Annotated in this window: 11 protein-coding genes; 6 read left to right on the plus strand and 5 right to left on the minus strand. The window is 37.5% G+C overall.

All coding sequences use genetic code 11. The features are described from left to right. Positions 1–82 precede the first annotated feature (82 nt). Positions 83–742, plus strand: coding sequence for a hypothetical protein (locus tag AC3WV0_RS00065; RefSeq protein WP_488842847.1), 660 nt, complete (start codon positions 83–85; stop codon positions 740–742). Positions 743–986: 244 nt separating this feature from the next. On the opposite strand, the gene alaS is transcribed toward AC3WV0_RS00065, so the two are convergent. Beyond that, positions 987–3590, minus strand: coding sequence for an alanine--tRNA ligase (gene alaS / locus AC3WV0_RS00070; protein ID WP_488842849.1), 2604 nt, complete (start codon positions 3588–3590; stop codon positions 987–989). Between the two features lie 569 nt (positions 3591–4159). Here alaS and msrB point away from each other — a divergent pair. Next, positions 4160–5263: a peptide-methionine (R)-S-oxide reductase MsrB gene (gene msrB, locus AC3WV0_RS00075; protein WP_488842851.1), complete on the plus strand. Its 1104-nt coding sequence runs from the start codon at positions 4160–4162 to the stop codon at positions 5261–5263. A 325-nt stretch (positions 5264–5588) separates the two neighbouring features. Here msrB and AC3WV0_RS00080 read toward each other — a convergent pair whose 3' ends face one another. The 3 genes from AC3WV0_RS00080 to AC3WV0_RS00090 all read right to left on the minus strand — a co-directional run bounded on the left by AC3WV0_RS00080 (position 5589) and on the right by AC3WV0_RS00090 (position 8110). Further along, entirely contained in the window at positions 5589–6236 is a 648-nt protein-coding gene (locus tag AC3WV0_RS00080; RefSeq protein ID WP_488842853.1) for a hypothetical protein, read from the minus strand. A 123-nt stretch (positions 6237–6359) separates the two neighbouring features. Continuing rightward, on the minus strand, positions 6360–7205 hold the full coding sequence (locus AC3WV0_RS00085) for an ABC transporter permease (RefSeq protein ID WP_488842855.1): 846 nt from the start codon (positions 7203–7205) through the stop codon (positions 6360–6362). Positions 7206–7207: 2 nt separating this feature from the next. Continuing rightward, on the minus strand, positions 7208–8110 hold the full coding sequence (locus AC3WV0_RS00090) for an ABC transporter ATP-binding protein (protein ID WP_488842857.1): 903 nt from the start codon (positions 8108–8110) through the stop codon (positions 7208–7210). Between the two features lie 118 nt (positions 8111–8228). On the opposite strand from AC3WV0_RS00090, the gene AC3WV0_RS00095 reads away from it, so the two are divergent. The 3 genes from AC3WV0_RS00095 to AC3WV0_RS00105 all read left to right on the plus strand — a co-directional run bounded on the left by AC3WV0_RS00095 (position 8229) and on the right by AC3WV0_RS00105 (position 11542). Next, on the plus strand, positions 8229–9599 hold the full coding sequence (locus AC3WV0_RS00095) for an AAA family ATPase (protein ID WP_488842859.1): 1371 nt from the start codon (positions 8229–8231) through the stop codon (positions 9597–9599). A gap of 40 nt (positions 9600–9639) precedes the next feature. After that, positions 9640–10752: a peptide chain release factor 2 gene (gene prfB / locus AC3WV0_RS00100; RefSeq protein WP_488842861.1), complete on the plus strand. Its 1113-nt coding sequence runs from the start codon at positions 9640–9642 to the stop codon at positions 10750–10752. An 85-nt stretch (positions 10753–10837) separates the two neighbouring features. Then, positions 10838–11542, plus strand: coding sequence for a DedA family protein (locus AC3WV0_RS00105; RefSeq protein WP_488842863.1), 705 nt, complete (start codon positions 10838–10840; stop codon positions 11540–11542). 165 nt (positions 11543–11707) lie between these two features. Here AC3WV0_RS00105 and AC3WV0_RS00110 read toward each other — a convergent pair whose 3' ends face one another. After that, on the minus strand, positions 11708–12580 hold the full coding sequence (locus AC3WV0_RS00110) for an alpha/beta hydrolase (RefSeq protein ID WP_488842865.1): 873 nt from the start codon (positions 12578–12580) through the stop codon (positions 11708–11710). A gap of 746 nt (positions 12581–13326) precedes the next feature. Between AC3WV0_RS00110 and AC3WV0_RS00115 the strand changes: the two genes are divergently transcribed. After that, positions 13327–14214 (plus strand): DUF808 domain-containing protein, encoded by an 888-nt coding sequence (locus AC3WV0_RS00115; protein WP_488842867.1) that lies wholly within the window; start codon positions 13327–13329, stop codon positions 14212–14214. The last annotated feature ends 108 nt before the right edge of the window (positions 14215–14322 follow it).

A 14322-nucleotide genomic window follows, 5' to 3' on the forward strand; every position in this document is an offset into this window, starting at 1 on the left:
ATATATTAGACTTCAATTATATTTTTAATCAAAAAAATCCAATACAATTATGAAAAAAAATCAGGTAAAACGTGACTTCACTATGTCCGATGCTGTACTGAAACAAAAAGCAGATGAATTGATCGCTTTAATCGACAGAGACATCGCCGAATTTACAGACCGAGGCTACAACGCCGCCAAAAAGGCCGAACTGACGGCCGCAAGAAACACGGTAGACAATTTCCCAAAAGATGAACAGCTGGAAGCCATCAAAATGAATCTCACCGAACAAAAAGATGCCGCCAGAAGCGCTCTTGAAAAAACGATGCGCAGTATTTTTAATATGGCTGAAAATGTTTTCGGACTCTACAGTGCCAAATACAAGGAGTTCGGCAACGCGGGGATCAGTCAGCAAAGCGATGCAGAGGTTGTGCGGGTCGCAAAAATCATGAGCCTTACGGCAGATAAATACCTTACTGAACTTTCGGACGAAGGTCTTACCGCAGAGAAAATCGCAACGCTTATCACCCAACGCAATGCTCTGGATGTCGCTATAGACGCACAAGCCCAAGGTGTTTCCGATCGGGATGTCGCCGCAGAAGGTAGGATAGAAGCGCTCAATAAACTTTATCAACTGCTCACAAAATACACCGGCATCGGTAAAGATATTTTCTATGAAACCAACGAAGCCAAATACAACGATTACATTATTTATGATACGCCAAGCGGATTGCCGGAAGTTCCACCGGTAGATCCGGTGTAAATGATGTAGTAATCGTTTTATAATTGTAAAAGTATTTGTTCAATAGGGTCGGGCTTTTAGCCCGACTACAAAAAAATGCAATATTGGCTTTAGCCAAAATGATTTTAAGTTTGGCTAAAGCCAATTACATTATTTAATCTGGTAAATGGGCTGAAGCCCATTTCTATTGATAACAAAAGTTCAGTAAAAATAAAAGCAACTGCCACGACGGCAGTTGCTTTTTTACCTTATATTTTATTACAGTTTAGAGATTCAACGCTTTCTGATAAGCATTTTCCAATCCATCAAGATTTTTTCCTCCTGCTGTGGCAAAGCCCGGATTTCCGCCGCCGCCGCCCTGGATTTCTTTTGCCAAATCTTTAATCAATGCTCCTGCCTGATAAATTCCCGCTAAATCATCAGAAACGCCAACAGTAATCATTGGTTTTCCGTCTGCATCGGACAGAATAACCGTAATGGAAGTCGGGATTTCTTTCTTTAACTGGAAAACAATATCTTTTACCGAACCTGCATCCAGAGAAGTTCTTTTTACCAGAACTAATTTATCGCCTTTTTGCTCGTAAGCTCCTTTCCAGTTACTGATTTCTCCTTTTGCCTTTTCTTTTTTCAAAGCATCAACTTCAGACTTTAAGACAGCATTTTCGTCGATTAATTTCTCTATAGAGCGTACGACATCTTTCGACTTTAAAAGTTGAGAAAGCTCGGCAATCTGCTTTTCAAGATTTTTGAAATATTCTTCAGCTTTATCTCCCGAAATGGCTTCAATTCTCCTGATTCCCGCTGCGGCAGAACTCTCGGAAACGATCTTGAAATGACCGATTTCACTTGTGTTTTTCACATGGGTTCCTCCACAAAGTTCCATAGAAGTTCCAAACTGGATCATCCTTACGCTATCCCCATACTTTTCGCCGAATAAAGCCATTGCCCCTCTGTCCAGCGCTTCCTGAATCGGAATATTTCTGAATTCCTGTAAGGCAATGCTTTCCTTGATCTTGGCATTTACTTTATCTTCCACCAGGGTCAATTCTTCCTCGGTCATTTTATTGAAATGAGAGAAATCAAAACGAAGATAGTCAGGACCAACAAATGAGCCTTTCTGTTCTACGTGAGTTCCTAAAACTTCTCTTAATGCTTCATGCAATAAATGGGTTACTGAGTGATTAGCCTGTGAATTTCTTCTTTCTGCAATATTCACTTTTGCATAAAAAACCGCACCTGCATCTTTCGGAAGACCGTTGATTAAAGAAATGATCAAGCCGTTTTCTTTTTTTGTCTCGAGAACTTCGAAGCTTTCCACTGCGTTTTCAAGGATTCCTTTATCTCCCACCTGGCCACCGCCTTCAGGATAGAAAGGAGATTCGCTTAACACCACCTGGTAAAATTCGCCGTCTTTATTTTCTACTTTTCGGTATCTCGTAATGTAGGTTTCAGATTCAAACTTATCATAACCTACAAAGTTTTCAGGCTTTTCTTCTAAAGTTACCCAGTCATATACCTTTTGTGCTGAATCTGCTTTTGAACGCTGTTTCTGTTCATTTAATGCCTGCTCAAATCCTTTTTCATCGATCGTTAACCCTTTTTCTTCGGCAATAATTCTCGTTAAATCATCCGGGAAACCGTACGTGTCATATAATTCAAAAACTTCTTCAGTCGGCAATACTTTAGCATTGCTGGCAATCGTTTGCTGAATGAGTTTTTCAACTCTGATAAGCCCGTTTTCTATGGTTCTTAAGAATGATTCTTCTTCACTTTTAATTACTTCTGAAACAAGTTTTCCTTGTTTTTCAAGCTCAGGGAAGAATGCTCCCATCTGCTCCTGCAAAACTGCAACTAATTTATAAAGGAAAGGTTCTTTCATCCCTAAGAATCGGTAAGAATAGGAAATTCCTCTTCTTAAAATTCTTCTGATCACATAACCCGCACCTCCGTTGGAAGGCAGCTGTCCGTCAGCAATTGCAAAAGAAACCGCCCTGATATGGTCTACCACCACACGGATGGCAATATCTTTTTCGTCTTCTAAAATTCCGGTGTATTTTTTTCCTGAAAGTTCTTCCACTTTAGCAATTAATGGAGTAAATACATCCGTGTCATAGTTGGATGATTTTCCCTGAAGGGCCATACAAAGACGCTCAAAGCCCATTCCGGTATCCACGTGCTGGGCAGGAAGTTTTTCTAAGGTTCTGTCGGCTTTTCTGTTGAATTCCATGAAAACCAGGTTCCATACTTCCACCACCTGAGGATGATCGTTGTTTACCAATTCAAGTCCTGAAACTTTAGCTTTTTCTTCTGGTGTTCTCAAGTCTACATGGATCTCTGAACACGGTCCGCACGGTCCGCTTTCACCCATCTCCCAGAAGTTGTCTTTTTTGTTTCCGTTGATGATTCTGTCTTCGGAAATATGAGATTTCCAGAAATCATAGGCATCCTGATCTCTTTCAAGATTTTCGGAAGCATCTCCTTCAAAAATCGTTACATATAAGTTTTCTTTAGGAATTCCATAGACTTCCGTCAGCAATTCCCAGGCAAAAGCAATAGCATCTTTTTTAAAATAATCCCCAAAAGACCAGTTTCCCAACATTTCAAACATGGTGTGGTGATAGGTATCGCGGCCTACATCATCGAGGTCATTATGTTTTCCGGATACTCTCAGACACTTTTGCGTATCGGCAATTCTCGGAGCGGTAGGTGTTTTATAGCCAAGGAAAAAATCCTTAAACTGGGTCATTCCTGAATTGGAAAACATTAAGGTGGGATCATCTTTCAGTACGATAGGTGCTGAAGGAACGATGAGGTGCCCTTTGCTTTTGAAATAATCTAAAAATTTTTGACGGATCTCTTGTGATGTCATAATTTATATTGCTTTGCTTTTTACAATTTTGATAAGATGCAAATTTAGTTTTTTTAAGCGATTTTTTTTCTAAAATATGATACAAATCTCTATAAACGCTAAGCTCACAAAAGTTTATTTTAAATACAGATGTGTTTTCGCTCGCAAGGGCGTTCTACTCAGCAAATTTTTGAAACCATGCTTTATAATTTAAAATTACTTTAGCTAAAGCGTCAGTTATGCGCAGTTCATTTATATTACTTTTTAATTTCATACTCATCTGCTGAGTGAAACGTACTTGCGACGAAAAATCCAATTTTACTATTAATAAATTCTTTGCGTATTCTTGCGTTACATCAAATTAATTTGTTAATTCTGTTCGATGATGAATAAGCATGATAAAAATATTTGATTTGCGAAATCCGTTTCCCGATTTTTTTCGTATATCATTATGTAGAAAATCAGATTCGATATCCAATGATTGTTATAGACATTATCACTGATTTACTATTAAAATTAGTCCGAAATTTGTAATTAAGAAGTGGCGGATTTTGAAAGGCAAAATATTTGAAATGAATAAAAAGTTAACAATGAAAAACATATTAATATTTCTCGGAATGATTCTGGGAATAGCAGTATTTGCAACAAGCTGCGGAGATTCAAAAAAGATGAAATCCGCCGAATCAAAAAAAGAAAATGAGACCATTATGGACAATAAAAATGTAAAAGAAGTTTATTTTGCAGGAGGATGTTTTTGGGGAACTGAGCATTTCTTTCAACAAATACGAGGTGTCATAGGAACGGAAGTAGGATATGCCAACGGAAATAAGCAAAATCCTACCTATGAAGAAGTAGTCAGCCACACAACCGGCTTTGCCGAAACGGTGAAAGTAAAATACGATCCTGAAGAAGTTGATCTTAAACTGCTTATCGATCTTTATTTCAAAACGATTGATCCTACGAGTTTAAACAAACAGGGAAATGACAGAGGAGATCAGTACAGAACCGGAATTTATTCAACCGATAAAGAAACCGAAGCTATTGTAAAAGCGGAAGTGGCGAGACTTGCTAAGAATTACAGTAAGCCTGTATTAGTAGAGACGATTCCGCTGAAAAACTTTTATAAAGCAGAAGATTATCACCAGGATTATCTTGACAAAAACCCGGGAGGATATTGTCACATTGAACCGGGATTATTTGAAATGGCGAGAAATGCCAATCCTCCAAAGAAAAAAGAAACAAAATATCAGAAGCAGGATAAAAAAGTTCTTAAGGAAAAACTGACTGCCGAACAATATAATGTAACGCAGGAAAACGGTACGGAAAGAGCGTTTCAGAATGAATACTGGGATGAGACCCGTGAAGGGATTTATGTAGACATTACCACTGGAGAACCATTGTTTATCTCTACCGATAAGTTTGAATCAGGTTGTGGCTGGCCGAGCTTCTCAAAACCAATTACAAAAAAGCTAATTGAAGAAAAGTTGGATCGCTCACACGGAATGACCAGGGTAGAGGTAAGAAGTAAAACCGGAGATGCCCATTTGGGACACGTTTTCAATGACGGCCCTGCGGATAAAGGAGGACTTCGCTACTGTATCAACAGTGCTTCCCTCAAGTTTATTCCGAAAGCGGAAATGAAAGAAAAAGGCTACGGAGAGTATATTGCGCTCCTGGAGAAAGATAAAAAGTAGTATTTTAAGTGAAGTGATTGAGGAGGCTGCCGAAAGGCAGTCTTTTCTTTTATATCTGATTAACTCGTCAATGTCATTTTTGAACGGAATGGAACGAAGCGGAGCATAGTGAAGAATCTAATGGTCTCATATAGATGGATTAGATTTCTTAAATATCCCGCAGATTTCGCGGATTACGCAGATCATAGATTTTATATGCAGTGCAGTTAGAAATAAGCTTAGTCAAATCAACTTGTTGATTGTTCTTTGCTCCCTTTCATATGGATGTACTCTTCATAAAAGCTTTGCGATAAAATTGAATAGGTTTTTTTTAATGCAATTTCAATTATAAAGAATGAAGTTTCTGCATCTGAAACCTTTCTTTAATACTGAACATGGAAATATTTAAAAATACCAAAAAACCGAAAATAATATAATAAGTTTGGTTGGGAACATGATTGATGAAGGTTTCAGGTTTGATGAGATTTAATGCTAATTTTTCTTTATAATACTCGCTATCAACCACGCAAGTGCCGCCACTATTATGATTTCTCTTGGTGGCATTCGGATCTTTGTACATATGGACCGCAAAGAAATGATTCGTTTTCTCCACATCTACTCCGTAGGCTTCCTGTTTGGCCAGCTTCATGGCATCAATTAAGGCAATAAAATCCTGATAATTGTTTTTATCATCAATCACAAATTCAATTCCCGTTTCCTTTTCATTTCTTGCCTGAAGTTTTTTTAATTCCGAAACATAATATGCGCGATTTTGCAGAGCGGTATTAGGCCGTACAATGATTTTCTTATAATTCCAGTTTCTGTAATCCTCGAATGTTTCGAGGGAATCCGTTGCTCCAGCTCTTATTTTTGCGGGCAGTCCCAGATCCATCACCGTGTATGGCGCATGAGTTCTTTGGCTCCCGTAAAACCAAAACAAAACAGGGATCAGCAAAGCACTAATGAGTCCCGGAACGTAATATATTCTCTTCATGCCATTAATTTTTATTAAATATAAAATAAAACTTCAATAAAATAAAAAGTGATCCGAAAACGAATCACTTATTATGTAAAGAATTAAATCTTAAATTTTGAATTTCTGAATCTTGAATTAAAACTACCAGTCTCTTTTTCTTAAAATCCAGTAAGAGCCGAAAATAAAGATGGCACACCAAACCAGACAGGCAATCATACTTTCCGTAGGATAGTGGAATTCGTACTTTCCGCCAAAGATCTGTGCGGCTTTTAAACGCATCATCGGATTCGGAATAAGGCTCGACATACTTTCAAGCGGAAAAAGATGACTTATAAAAAAATCGTCTTTCATAATCTTTAATCTCTCCGCTTCCTGTGTTCCTCTTACTTTTGAGAAAACCTCTATTGTCGACAAAATACTTTCCGCGATCCATAAAACGAAGAATGCGAGAAATACAAAAATAGATTTTCTCAGCAAAACCGAAAGAAACATCAGAAAGCAGAAGAATGTAAACAGCTTGACAAAGTAATTGCCAATAAAGAAAACCTCTTCAAAAACTTTTCCTGAATCTGTAGTATCTGAATATTTATACCCCAGAAACATGGTGATCGCAAAAACAATAATTGTAGAAATAATGGTGAAAATACTGATCGTCAGTAATTTTGAAGAAATGAATTCTTTTCTGCTCAACCCGTCGATGGTATTTTGCTTAAACATCCGGTTGCTGAATTCCTGCGAAATGGAAAAAACAATGATCAGTCCGAGGAAAATTTTAAGCAAAGCCACAATATATGTTGTGAAATTCCAGATTCCGGGGAAATTATAAATGCCCTGTTCTTTCAGGTTAACGGTCCCTCCCAAAAGATCAAAATCCACCAATCCTATAAATAATAATGCAATAAGAATCGCAAAATAAAGGATCGTAAAAATCTTGAATGGCTTATAATTCAGATTTTTGTAATATTCTAGTTTAAATAGTTTTATCATGATTACTTCGTGTTTTTTACAAGTTCAAGGAATTGAGATTCAAGAGAAAGCTTTTTCTTCGTTAAATGAGAAAGGTAAATCCCCTGCTCGGCAAGCTTCTGGTTTAGTGCGGACGCTGAAATCGAGGCATCATCACGGATCTGCGCTTTCAGCATATCGCCGTCCTGATTGACAGCTGTGAACCACTGAAGGTCATTCAATACCTTTAAAAGCAATGTATTGTTGTCTGCTTTCAATTCAAAATAGCCGTTGTTGGCAGTCATTTCATCCACCCTTCCGCAATAAATTGAATTTCCTTCTTTAAGGACAATCACATGGCTGCAAATCTTTTCGATCTCATCCAAAAGATGGCTGGCAATAATAATAGTGATTCCCTGTTTGGCAATATTGCTGATGATCTCGCGAATCTGGATAATTCCTTCCGGATCAAGACCGTTTGTTGGTTCGTCCAAAATCAGAACCTCAGGATTATTCAGCATGGCAGATGCAATGGCAAGACGCTGTTTCATCCCTAAAGAATAGGTTTTGAACGCATCTTTTCTTCTTTCCAGAAGGCCAACGGTCTGAAGAACCTCATCAATTCTCCGGTAAGGAGTGCCTTTAATTTCTGCAACGATTTTAAGATTGGTTTCTGCGCTCAGATAAGGATAAAAATTAGGCTGCTCAATAATAGCGCCGATTCTCTTCAGCGTATCCGGATCGGTTCCTTTTTTGCCAAACCAATACCAGTCTCCGCTTGTAGGATTAATAGTAGAAAGCAGCATTCCGAAAGTCGTTGATTTTCCGCTTCCGTTGGGCCCCAGCAAACCATATACATTCCCTTTTTCGACATCAAAAGAAATATTGTTTACGACAATTCTCTTAAATTTTTTAGTAAGATTCTTTACGGATAAAATTTTTTCCATGTAATTTGTTTTACATAGTAGTAGTCTATGGTAATATTGAATTGTTACAGTTTTTATGTTAAATCAATTTAAAATTTAATTTTAAATACATTATTTTTGATTGTATTAATGGACAGTTATGAAATTAGTTGATTTGGCAAAAGAACTCAATGTTTCTGCGGAAGCATTAAAGCAGTTCATCCAGGATTTTGATCTTGATCTCGTTGATTGTATCAGCACCAATTTTGAAATAAAAAAAGACTTTGAAAAATTCGCCCGGGAAAATATTGAATTTTTAAGGCTTTATGAAAAAGATCTCGACAAAGCAAAAACCCTCGAGCAGATCGCAGAAAAAATAAATCAGCCCAAAGAAAAAATTGAGAAAGTGATTAAAGAATCAGATCCCAATATTTTTGATAATGGTTTCTTCAAATCCTCGATTTCCAGCTATGGAATAGATAACAGGCTGGGTGGCAATTATAAGTTTGTGTACGATTATTTCGGGCATAAAACAAGCCTGCAGAAAAGAGATTTTATCGGATACAGAGATCTGTTTTTTCATATTTCCGGTGTTCTGGAACCTTTCCTGAATCCTCAGCAGATCAAAGATTGGGGAATCAATAAACCTGCAGGAATCATATTATATGGTCCTCCCGGAAGCGGAAAGATTTTCTGGGCTAATAAAATTGCCGAAATTATCGGCTATCAGTTTAAGGAAGTTAAAAAACATTATCTCGGAACTTCTTTCGTAGACGGAAACCAAACCAACTTCAACGATTTTCTGGTAACGATGATGAAAGAAGATAAGGTGTTGCTTTTCATTGAAGATTTTGATAATATCATGATGGCAAGAAAAGCAGAAAATAACGTCGCTTCCTGTAATCTTGAAACACAGGAAATCATTCTTCATTACATTTCAAAGTTTGAGCAGGAAGAGCTTTTAATGGTGGGGTCTGCGAATTCCGTGGCAGAAATTGATGAAGAAATTCTGGCTCCCGGAAGATTTGATGTGATGATTCCCATTTTTCCTCCCAACCTTGCGGAAAGATCAGAAATCATTCTGTATGCCATGACCCGAAATCTCGAAAAAGATTCTCTTTTATTTAAAATTTTAAAAAACAACAAAGCCGATAAAATACCTTTCTGGCACAGTATTTCCGCCCAGATGAAAGTGTTCAGCAATACCATGCTGATTGATTTTACCCAAAGTCTTAAAAAAAGGATCAAAAATCTTTACCAGAAAACAAGAGACGAAAATCTTAAGATCGACCAGAATCTCTTAAAAGCAGCCTTACGAGACGCTGCAGGAAAACTGACGGAAGAGTATCTGGATCAGATCGCCAGATTTTTGAGTGACGTAATTATTAATAATTTCGACCAGTTTCAGAACAGGGTAAAAGATCTTAAAACCGAGCTGGATTCCTACAGGATCGTTGAAGAGCCAAGAAGAGTAATCGGTTTTTCTCACAATGAAGAGGAAGGTAAAACTGGACGTGAAGACAAGGGATAAAAGGAATAAAATTTCTTATTTTTGCAAGAAATAAAAAATCGTGATCAACAACGACCAGATAAAAGAAATTCAGTCAAGAATTGACGATCTCCATAAATATCTTCAGATCGATAAAAAGAAGATAGAAATAGCCAATGACGACGAAAAAACGGCAGCTCCTGAATTCTGGGACAATCCAAAAGAAGCAGAAGCATTCCTGAAGCAGCTCCGTTCCAAGAAAAAGTGGGTGGAAGCCTATGAAGAAATTCATACCCAATTTGAAGATCTGCAGGTTTTGGTAGATTTTGCCAAGGAAGATCCAGATTCTGAAAAAGAGCTTGATGAAACCTTCCCTCAATTGGTAGAAAAGATAGAAGACCTGGAATTTAAAAACATGCTTTCCAATGAGGGCGACGAACTTTCTGCGGTTTTGCAGATCACTGCCGGAGCCGGAGGAACCGAAAGCTGCGACTGGGCTTCCATGCTGATGAGAATGTACACCATGTGGGCCGAAAAGCAGGGCTATAAAATCCGCGAGCTGAATTTCCAGGAAGGCGATGTGGCCGGCGTAAAAACCGTAACACTGGAAATTGAAGGTGAATTTGCATTCGGATATCTTCGTGGCGAAAACGGAGTACACCGACTGGTAAGAATTTCACCTTTCGACTCGAATGCGAAACGCCATACGAGTTTCGTTTCGGTGTATGTTTATCCTTTGGTGGATGATACGATTGAAATCAACATCAATCCTGCTGATATTTCCTTCGAAACGATGAGGTCTTCCGGAGCAGGAGGGCAGAACGTAAACAAAGTGGAAACAGCCGTTCGTCTCCGTCACGCACCGACAGGAATTATTATTGAAAACTCAGAATCCCGTTCACAGCTTCAGAATAAAGAAAAAGCAATGCAATTGCTGCGTTCCAGATTGTATGAAATGGAATTGGAAGAAAGAATGAAAGCCCGAAATGAGATAGAAGCCAACAAAATGAAGATCGAGTGGGGAAGCCAGATCCGAAATTACGTGATGCATCCTTATAAACTGGTAAAAGATGTACGCTCAGGATACGAAACTTCCGATGTGGATTCTGTAATGAACGGAAATCTCACCCCATTCCTGAAAGCATTTCTCATGGCCGATGGAACCGCGGTTTCAGACGATGATATGGACTTATAGAAAGGATGTTTAAATTTCGTTAAAATCTGATAATAAATTTCGGAATGACGTTTATTAATCCTATTTTTGTTACTTATCAAAACGTATGGAAGATTTCAATAATTGGAAAGATTTATTAAATCCTGAGTTTTATATAAAGCTTGGTGGATTTTGGCTTATTTTGTTTATTATTTTTGCTGAAACAGGTCTTTTTGTAGGATTTTTTTTACCGGGAGACTCACTGCTTTTCGTTTCGGGAATTTATTCGATTGACATCATAAGAGAAACTTTCGGATCTACGGGAAGTGACTTCCTGGATACGTTTATTTTAGCTTCTTCTGTGGCATTTGCTGCGATTGTTGGAAATGAGGTAGGATATTATTTCGGAAGAAAAGCAGGTTCTACTTTATACAAAAAGCAGGATACCTGGCTGTTTAAAAAGAAATATCTGTATCAGGCTCACGATTTTTTTGAAAAGAACGGTGCGCTGGCGATCATTATGGCAAGATTCCTACCAGTCGTAAGAACATTTACGCCTATTGTTGCGGGGATTGTGAAAATGGATAAAAAAGATTTCTTAAGAGATAATATCATTGGCGCTGTATTGTGGTCTTTCCTGCTGATCTTTGCAGGACATTACCTTGATAAGCTTTTCATCGACCAGTTCGGAATTGACCTTAAAAAGAAACTGGAACTTATCATCATCGTAATCGTTTTAATAACAACCGTACCGGTAATCCTGAAGTTCTTATTTGGTAAAAAAGAAGACTTTTCAAAATATGAAAACCACAAATTCGACGACGAAGAATAAGAATTTAATTTAAATAATACCCAGCCTGCTTCATGAGCGGGCTTTTTTATGCATAAGATAAAATACAAGTAGAAGAAATTTAAACCAATGGAAACGTTGTTTTTATCAACCAATCATCATTAATCATCAATCATCACTCATCGATTATTCATTACTCATTACCCATTAATCATCATTTATCCACTCCAGAATATTCGGATAAATAATACTGTCTCTTTTTTTCTTATTAAAAAACCTTGCTGCATGTCCGGTATTTTTCATAAATACAAGCTTATGCGGAACATTCTGGGCTGTTAATGCTGAATCTAAAGCTAATCCCTGTTTCTGATTCACCAGAAAATCCTGATTTCCCTGGAATATCAGCGTGGGAACATGAGAAATATTCGAGATCGGACTTGCCTCTCTGAACTCTTCAGATAAATTTTTCCGGTGAAACTTAACTCCCACGACCTTTTGAATCGTCGGGGAAGAATATGTAGAATAGAATGACTGCAGGTACGCCGGGGAATAAAAGTCTGTAGGTGCACTCAAAGCAATAATCTTTCTGATCTGTTCAGGATTCTGATATCCATATAGCAAGGCAAGATGACCGCCGGAGCTTTCGCCCAAAAGAATATAATTGTTGGGCTGAAGCTCTGCTTTTTCCGCCAGTTCGTTGAATTTTTTAATGACCGCATCTATATCTTCCAGCTGTTCACGGTATGTGATCTTCTTTGATTTGGAAACTAAACGGTAATTCATATTAATGCTGGGAATATTGTGCTTAAAAAGCATTTTCTGAATCTGGATCATATGCTCTTTTCGGCCATATTTCCAGGCGCCACCATGAACGATCAATACGACTGGGGAATCTTGAGGATAATCGGACGGAAGAAAAACATCCATTTTTTGTCTTTTATCTTCGCCGTATTTCAGGTTATATATTTTCTGTTCGTTATTCGTTCCTACCCAGACTCTGAATTTTGTATTGCATGAATTTAATACAAAGCTGATCAGTCCCAGAACGAAAAAATGATGCTTAAGAATCAGCTTTTTCATGAAATAAATTTACGGATATTTAAATTAAACGAAAAACCGTCCAAAAACTTTAACAGAAACCTCAGTGGTGAATGTATATGTATGATTTTTTCAGTCTGTGATGACTCTTTTTGTATGAAATTTGAGTCTTTGACACTCAACATCCAGTAAAAAGACTGGTTTTTCACTCTTTGAGACTCATTATTGAATCTTTTTGCCTGGAAAGTGAGCCTTTTAGGTTCATCATCGAGTATAAAAGGGTGGTTTTTCATGCTTTTAGGCTGGTTCATCATGCTTTTTGCCTGGAATTTAAAAACTTTTAAGTTCACAACTCAAGATAAACGGTGGTATTTAATGATTTTAAACGTATCGAATAATTTTTTTATGTGAAAATTGAGTTCCTGTTGTTATTAGGGCAGCACTTTTACTGCTCTGAATAGGTAGAATGAAGAAACAAAAGTTTTTAAAAAATCTTTGATTTTTAATCTCATGTGCTCTAAAAGGCACAATATTATAACTGAAAAATCTAATGTGCCTCATGTGTTAGAGCTTTTGCCTCTTTTGTGGTTAAAATTCAACAGCATTGTAAGTGGCAAATGAGTTTTTAACCGGTAGCCATTCACCGATATGTTTACGCTGGATCAAATTAATAACAATTCGATCGGGATTTCATGTTAATTCTTTTAAAAACCTCGATGAAATCATAGAATGAATCAAATTAAAATAATTATTTTTGCTTAACAATTATTAAAAAAATATTAAAATTTATGGCATCTGGTTTTTTTGCTATTTTAGATGATATCGCAGCGCTGATGGATGATGTAGCAGTTACGAGTAAGATTGCAACGCAAAAAACAGCAGGAATTCTGGGAGATGATCTGGCTGTAAATGCCGAAAAGGCAACGGGTTTTCTTTCATCCCGCGAGCTTCCGGTATTGTGGGCAATTACAAAAGGCTCTTTTATTAATAAACTGATTATCCTGCCCATTGTCTTTTTACTGAACTGGCTGTATGCACCTGCAATCAATTATGTGCTGATTCTCGGTGGATTATATCTGTCATTCGAAGGAATGGAAAAGATTATTGAATATCTGTTTCACCGTGACAAAAAGGGACATGAAGTGGAGGAGGAAATTGAAGACACAAAAGGACAAAGTCCTGAAGAAATAGAAAAGGGCAAAGTAAAATCAGCCATTACCACCGATTTTATTTTATCGATTGAGATCGTAATCATCGCTTTGGGAACGGTACTTGAAGAAAGCCATCCTTTTATCACCCAGATTCTGGTAACGAGTTTAGTCGCATTTATCGCCACAGTAGGCGTCTACGGAATTGTTGCGCTGATCGTCAGAATGGATGATGCAGGTTTTAAGCTGATCAAAAAAAGCAATGATAAAGGGTTTTTTGGACAACTGGGACATTTACTGGTAAAAGCCTTACCTATTGTTATTAAAGCACTAGGTGTTATCGGTACTATCGCTTTAATTTTGGTCGCCGGAGGAATCTTTGCCCACAGAATAGATTATTTCCACCATCTTTTTCCTGAATGGCCAGCCATACTAAAGGAGGCAGTATTCGGAATTGCGGGCGGACTTCTTGCAGTAGGGCTTTTTACAGCAGGGAAAGGAATCTATTCATTAGCGGTAAAAAAATAAGCAGAAGAGAAATAATATTATATAATGAGTCCTGCCGTTTTAGATGGCAGGACTCATTATTTTTTTTAACTTTAAAAATTTGTATTAAAATTTTCAAATATAAAATGG

This window comes from Chryseobacterium sp. 27AL (assembly GCF_057815395.1).

Bases quoted from the DNA above. Each gene is read 5' to 3' on its own strand.
- AC3WV0_RS00065 (WP_488842847.1), top strand. From the start codon at position 83: ATGTCCGATGCTGTACTGAAACAAAAAGCAGATGAATTGATCGCTTTA.
- alaS (WP_488842849.1), bottom strand. From the start codon at position 3,590: ATGACATCACAAGAGATCCGTCAAAAATTTTTAGATTATTTCAAAAGC.
- msrB (WP_488842851.1), top strand. From the start codon at position 4,160: ATGAAAAACATATTAATATTTCTCGGAATGATTCTGGGAATAGCAGTA.
- AC3WV0_RS00080 (WP_488842853.1), bottom strand. From the start codon at position 6,236: ATGAAGAGAATATATTACGTTCCGGGACTCATTAGTGCTTTGCTGATC.
- AC3WV0_RS00085 (WP_488842855.1), bottom strand. From the start codon at position 7,205: ATGATAAAACTATTTAAACTAGAATATTACAAAAATCTGAATTATAAG.
- AC3WV0_RS00090 (WP_488842857.1), bottom strand. From the start codon at position 8,110: ATGGAAAAAATTTTATCCGTAAAGAATCTTACTAAAAAATTTAAGAGA.
- AC3WV0_RS00095 (WP_488842859.1), top strand. From the start codon at position 8,229: ATGAAATTAGTTGATTTGGCAAAAGAACTCAATGTTTCTGCGGAAGCA.
- AC3WV0_RS00105 (WP_488842863.1), top strand. From the start codon at position 10,838: ATGGAAGATTTCAATAATTGGAAAGATTTATTAAATCCTGAGTTTTAT.
- AC3WV0_RS00110 (WP_488842865.1), bottom strand. From the start codon at position 12,580: ATGAAAAAGCTGATTCTTAAGCATCATTTTTTCGTTCTGGGACTGATC.
- AC3WV0_RS00115 (WP_488842867.1), top strand. From the start codon at position 13,327: ATGGCATCTGGTTTTTTTGCTATTTTAGATGATATCGCAGCGCTGATG.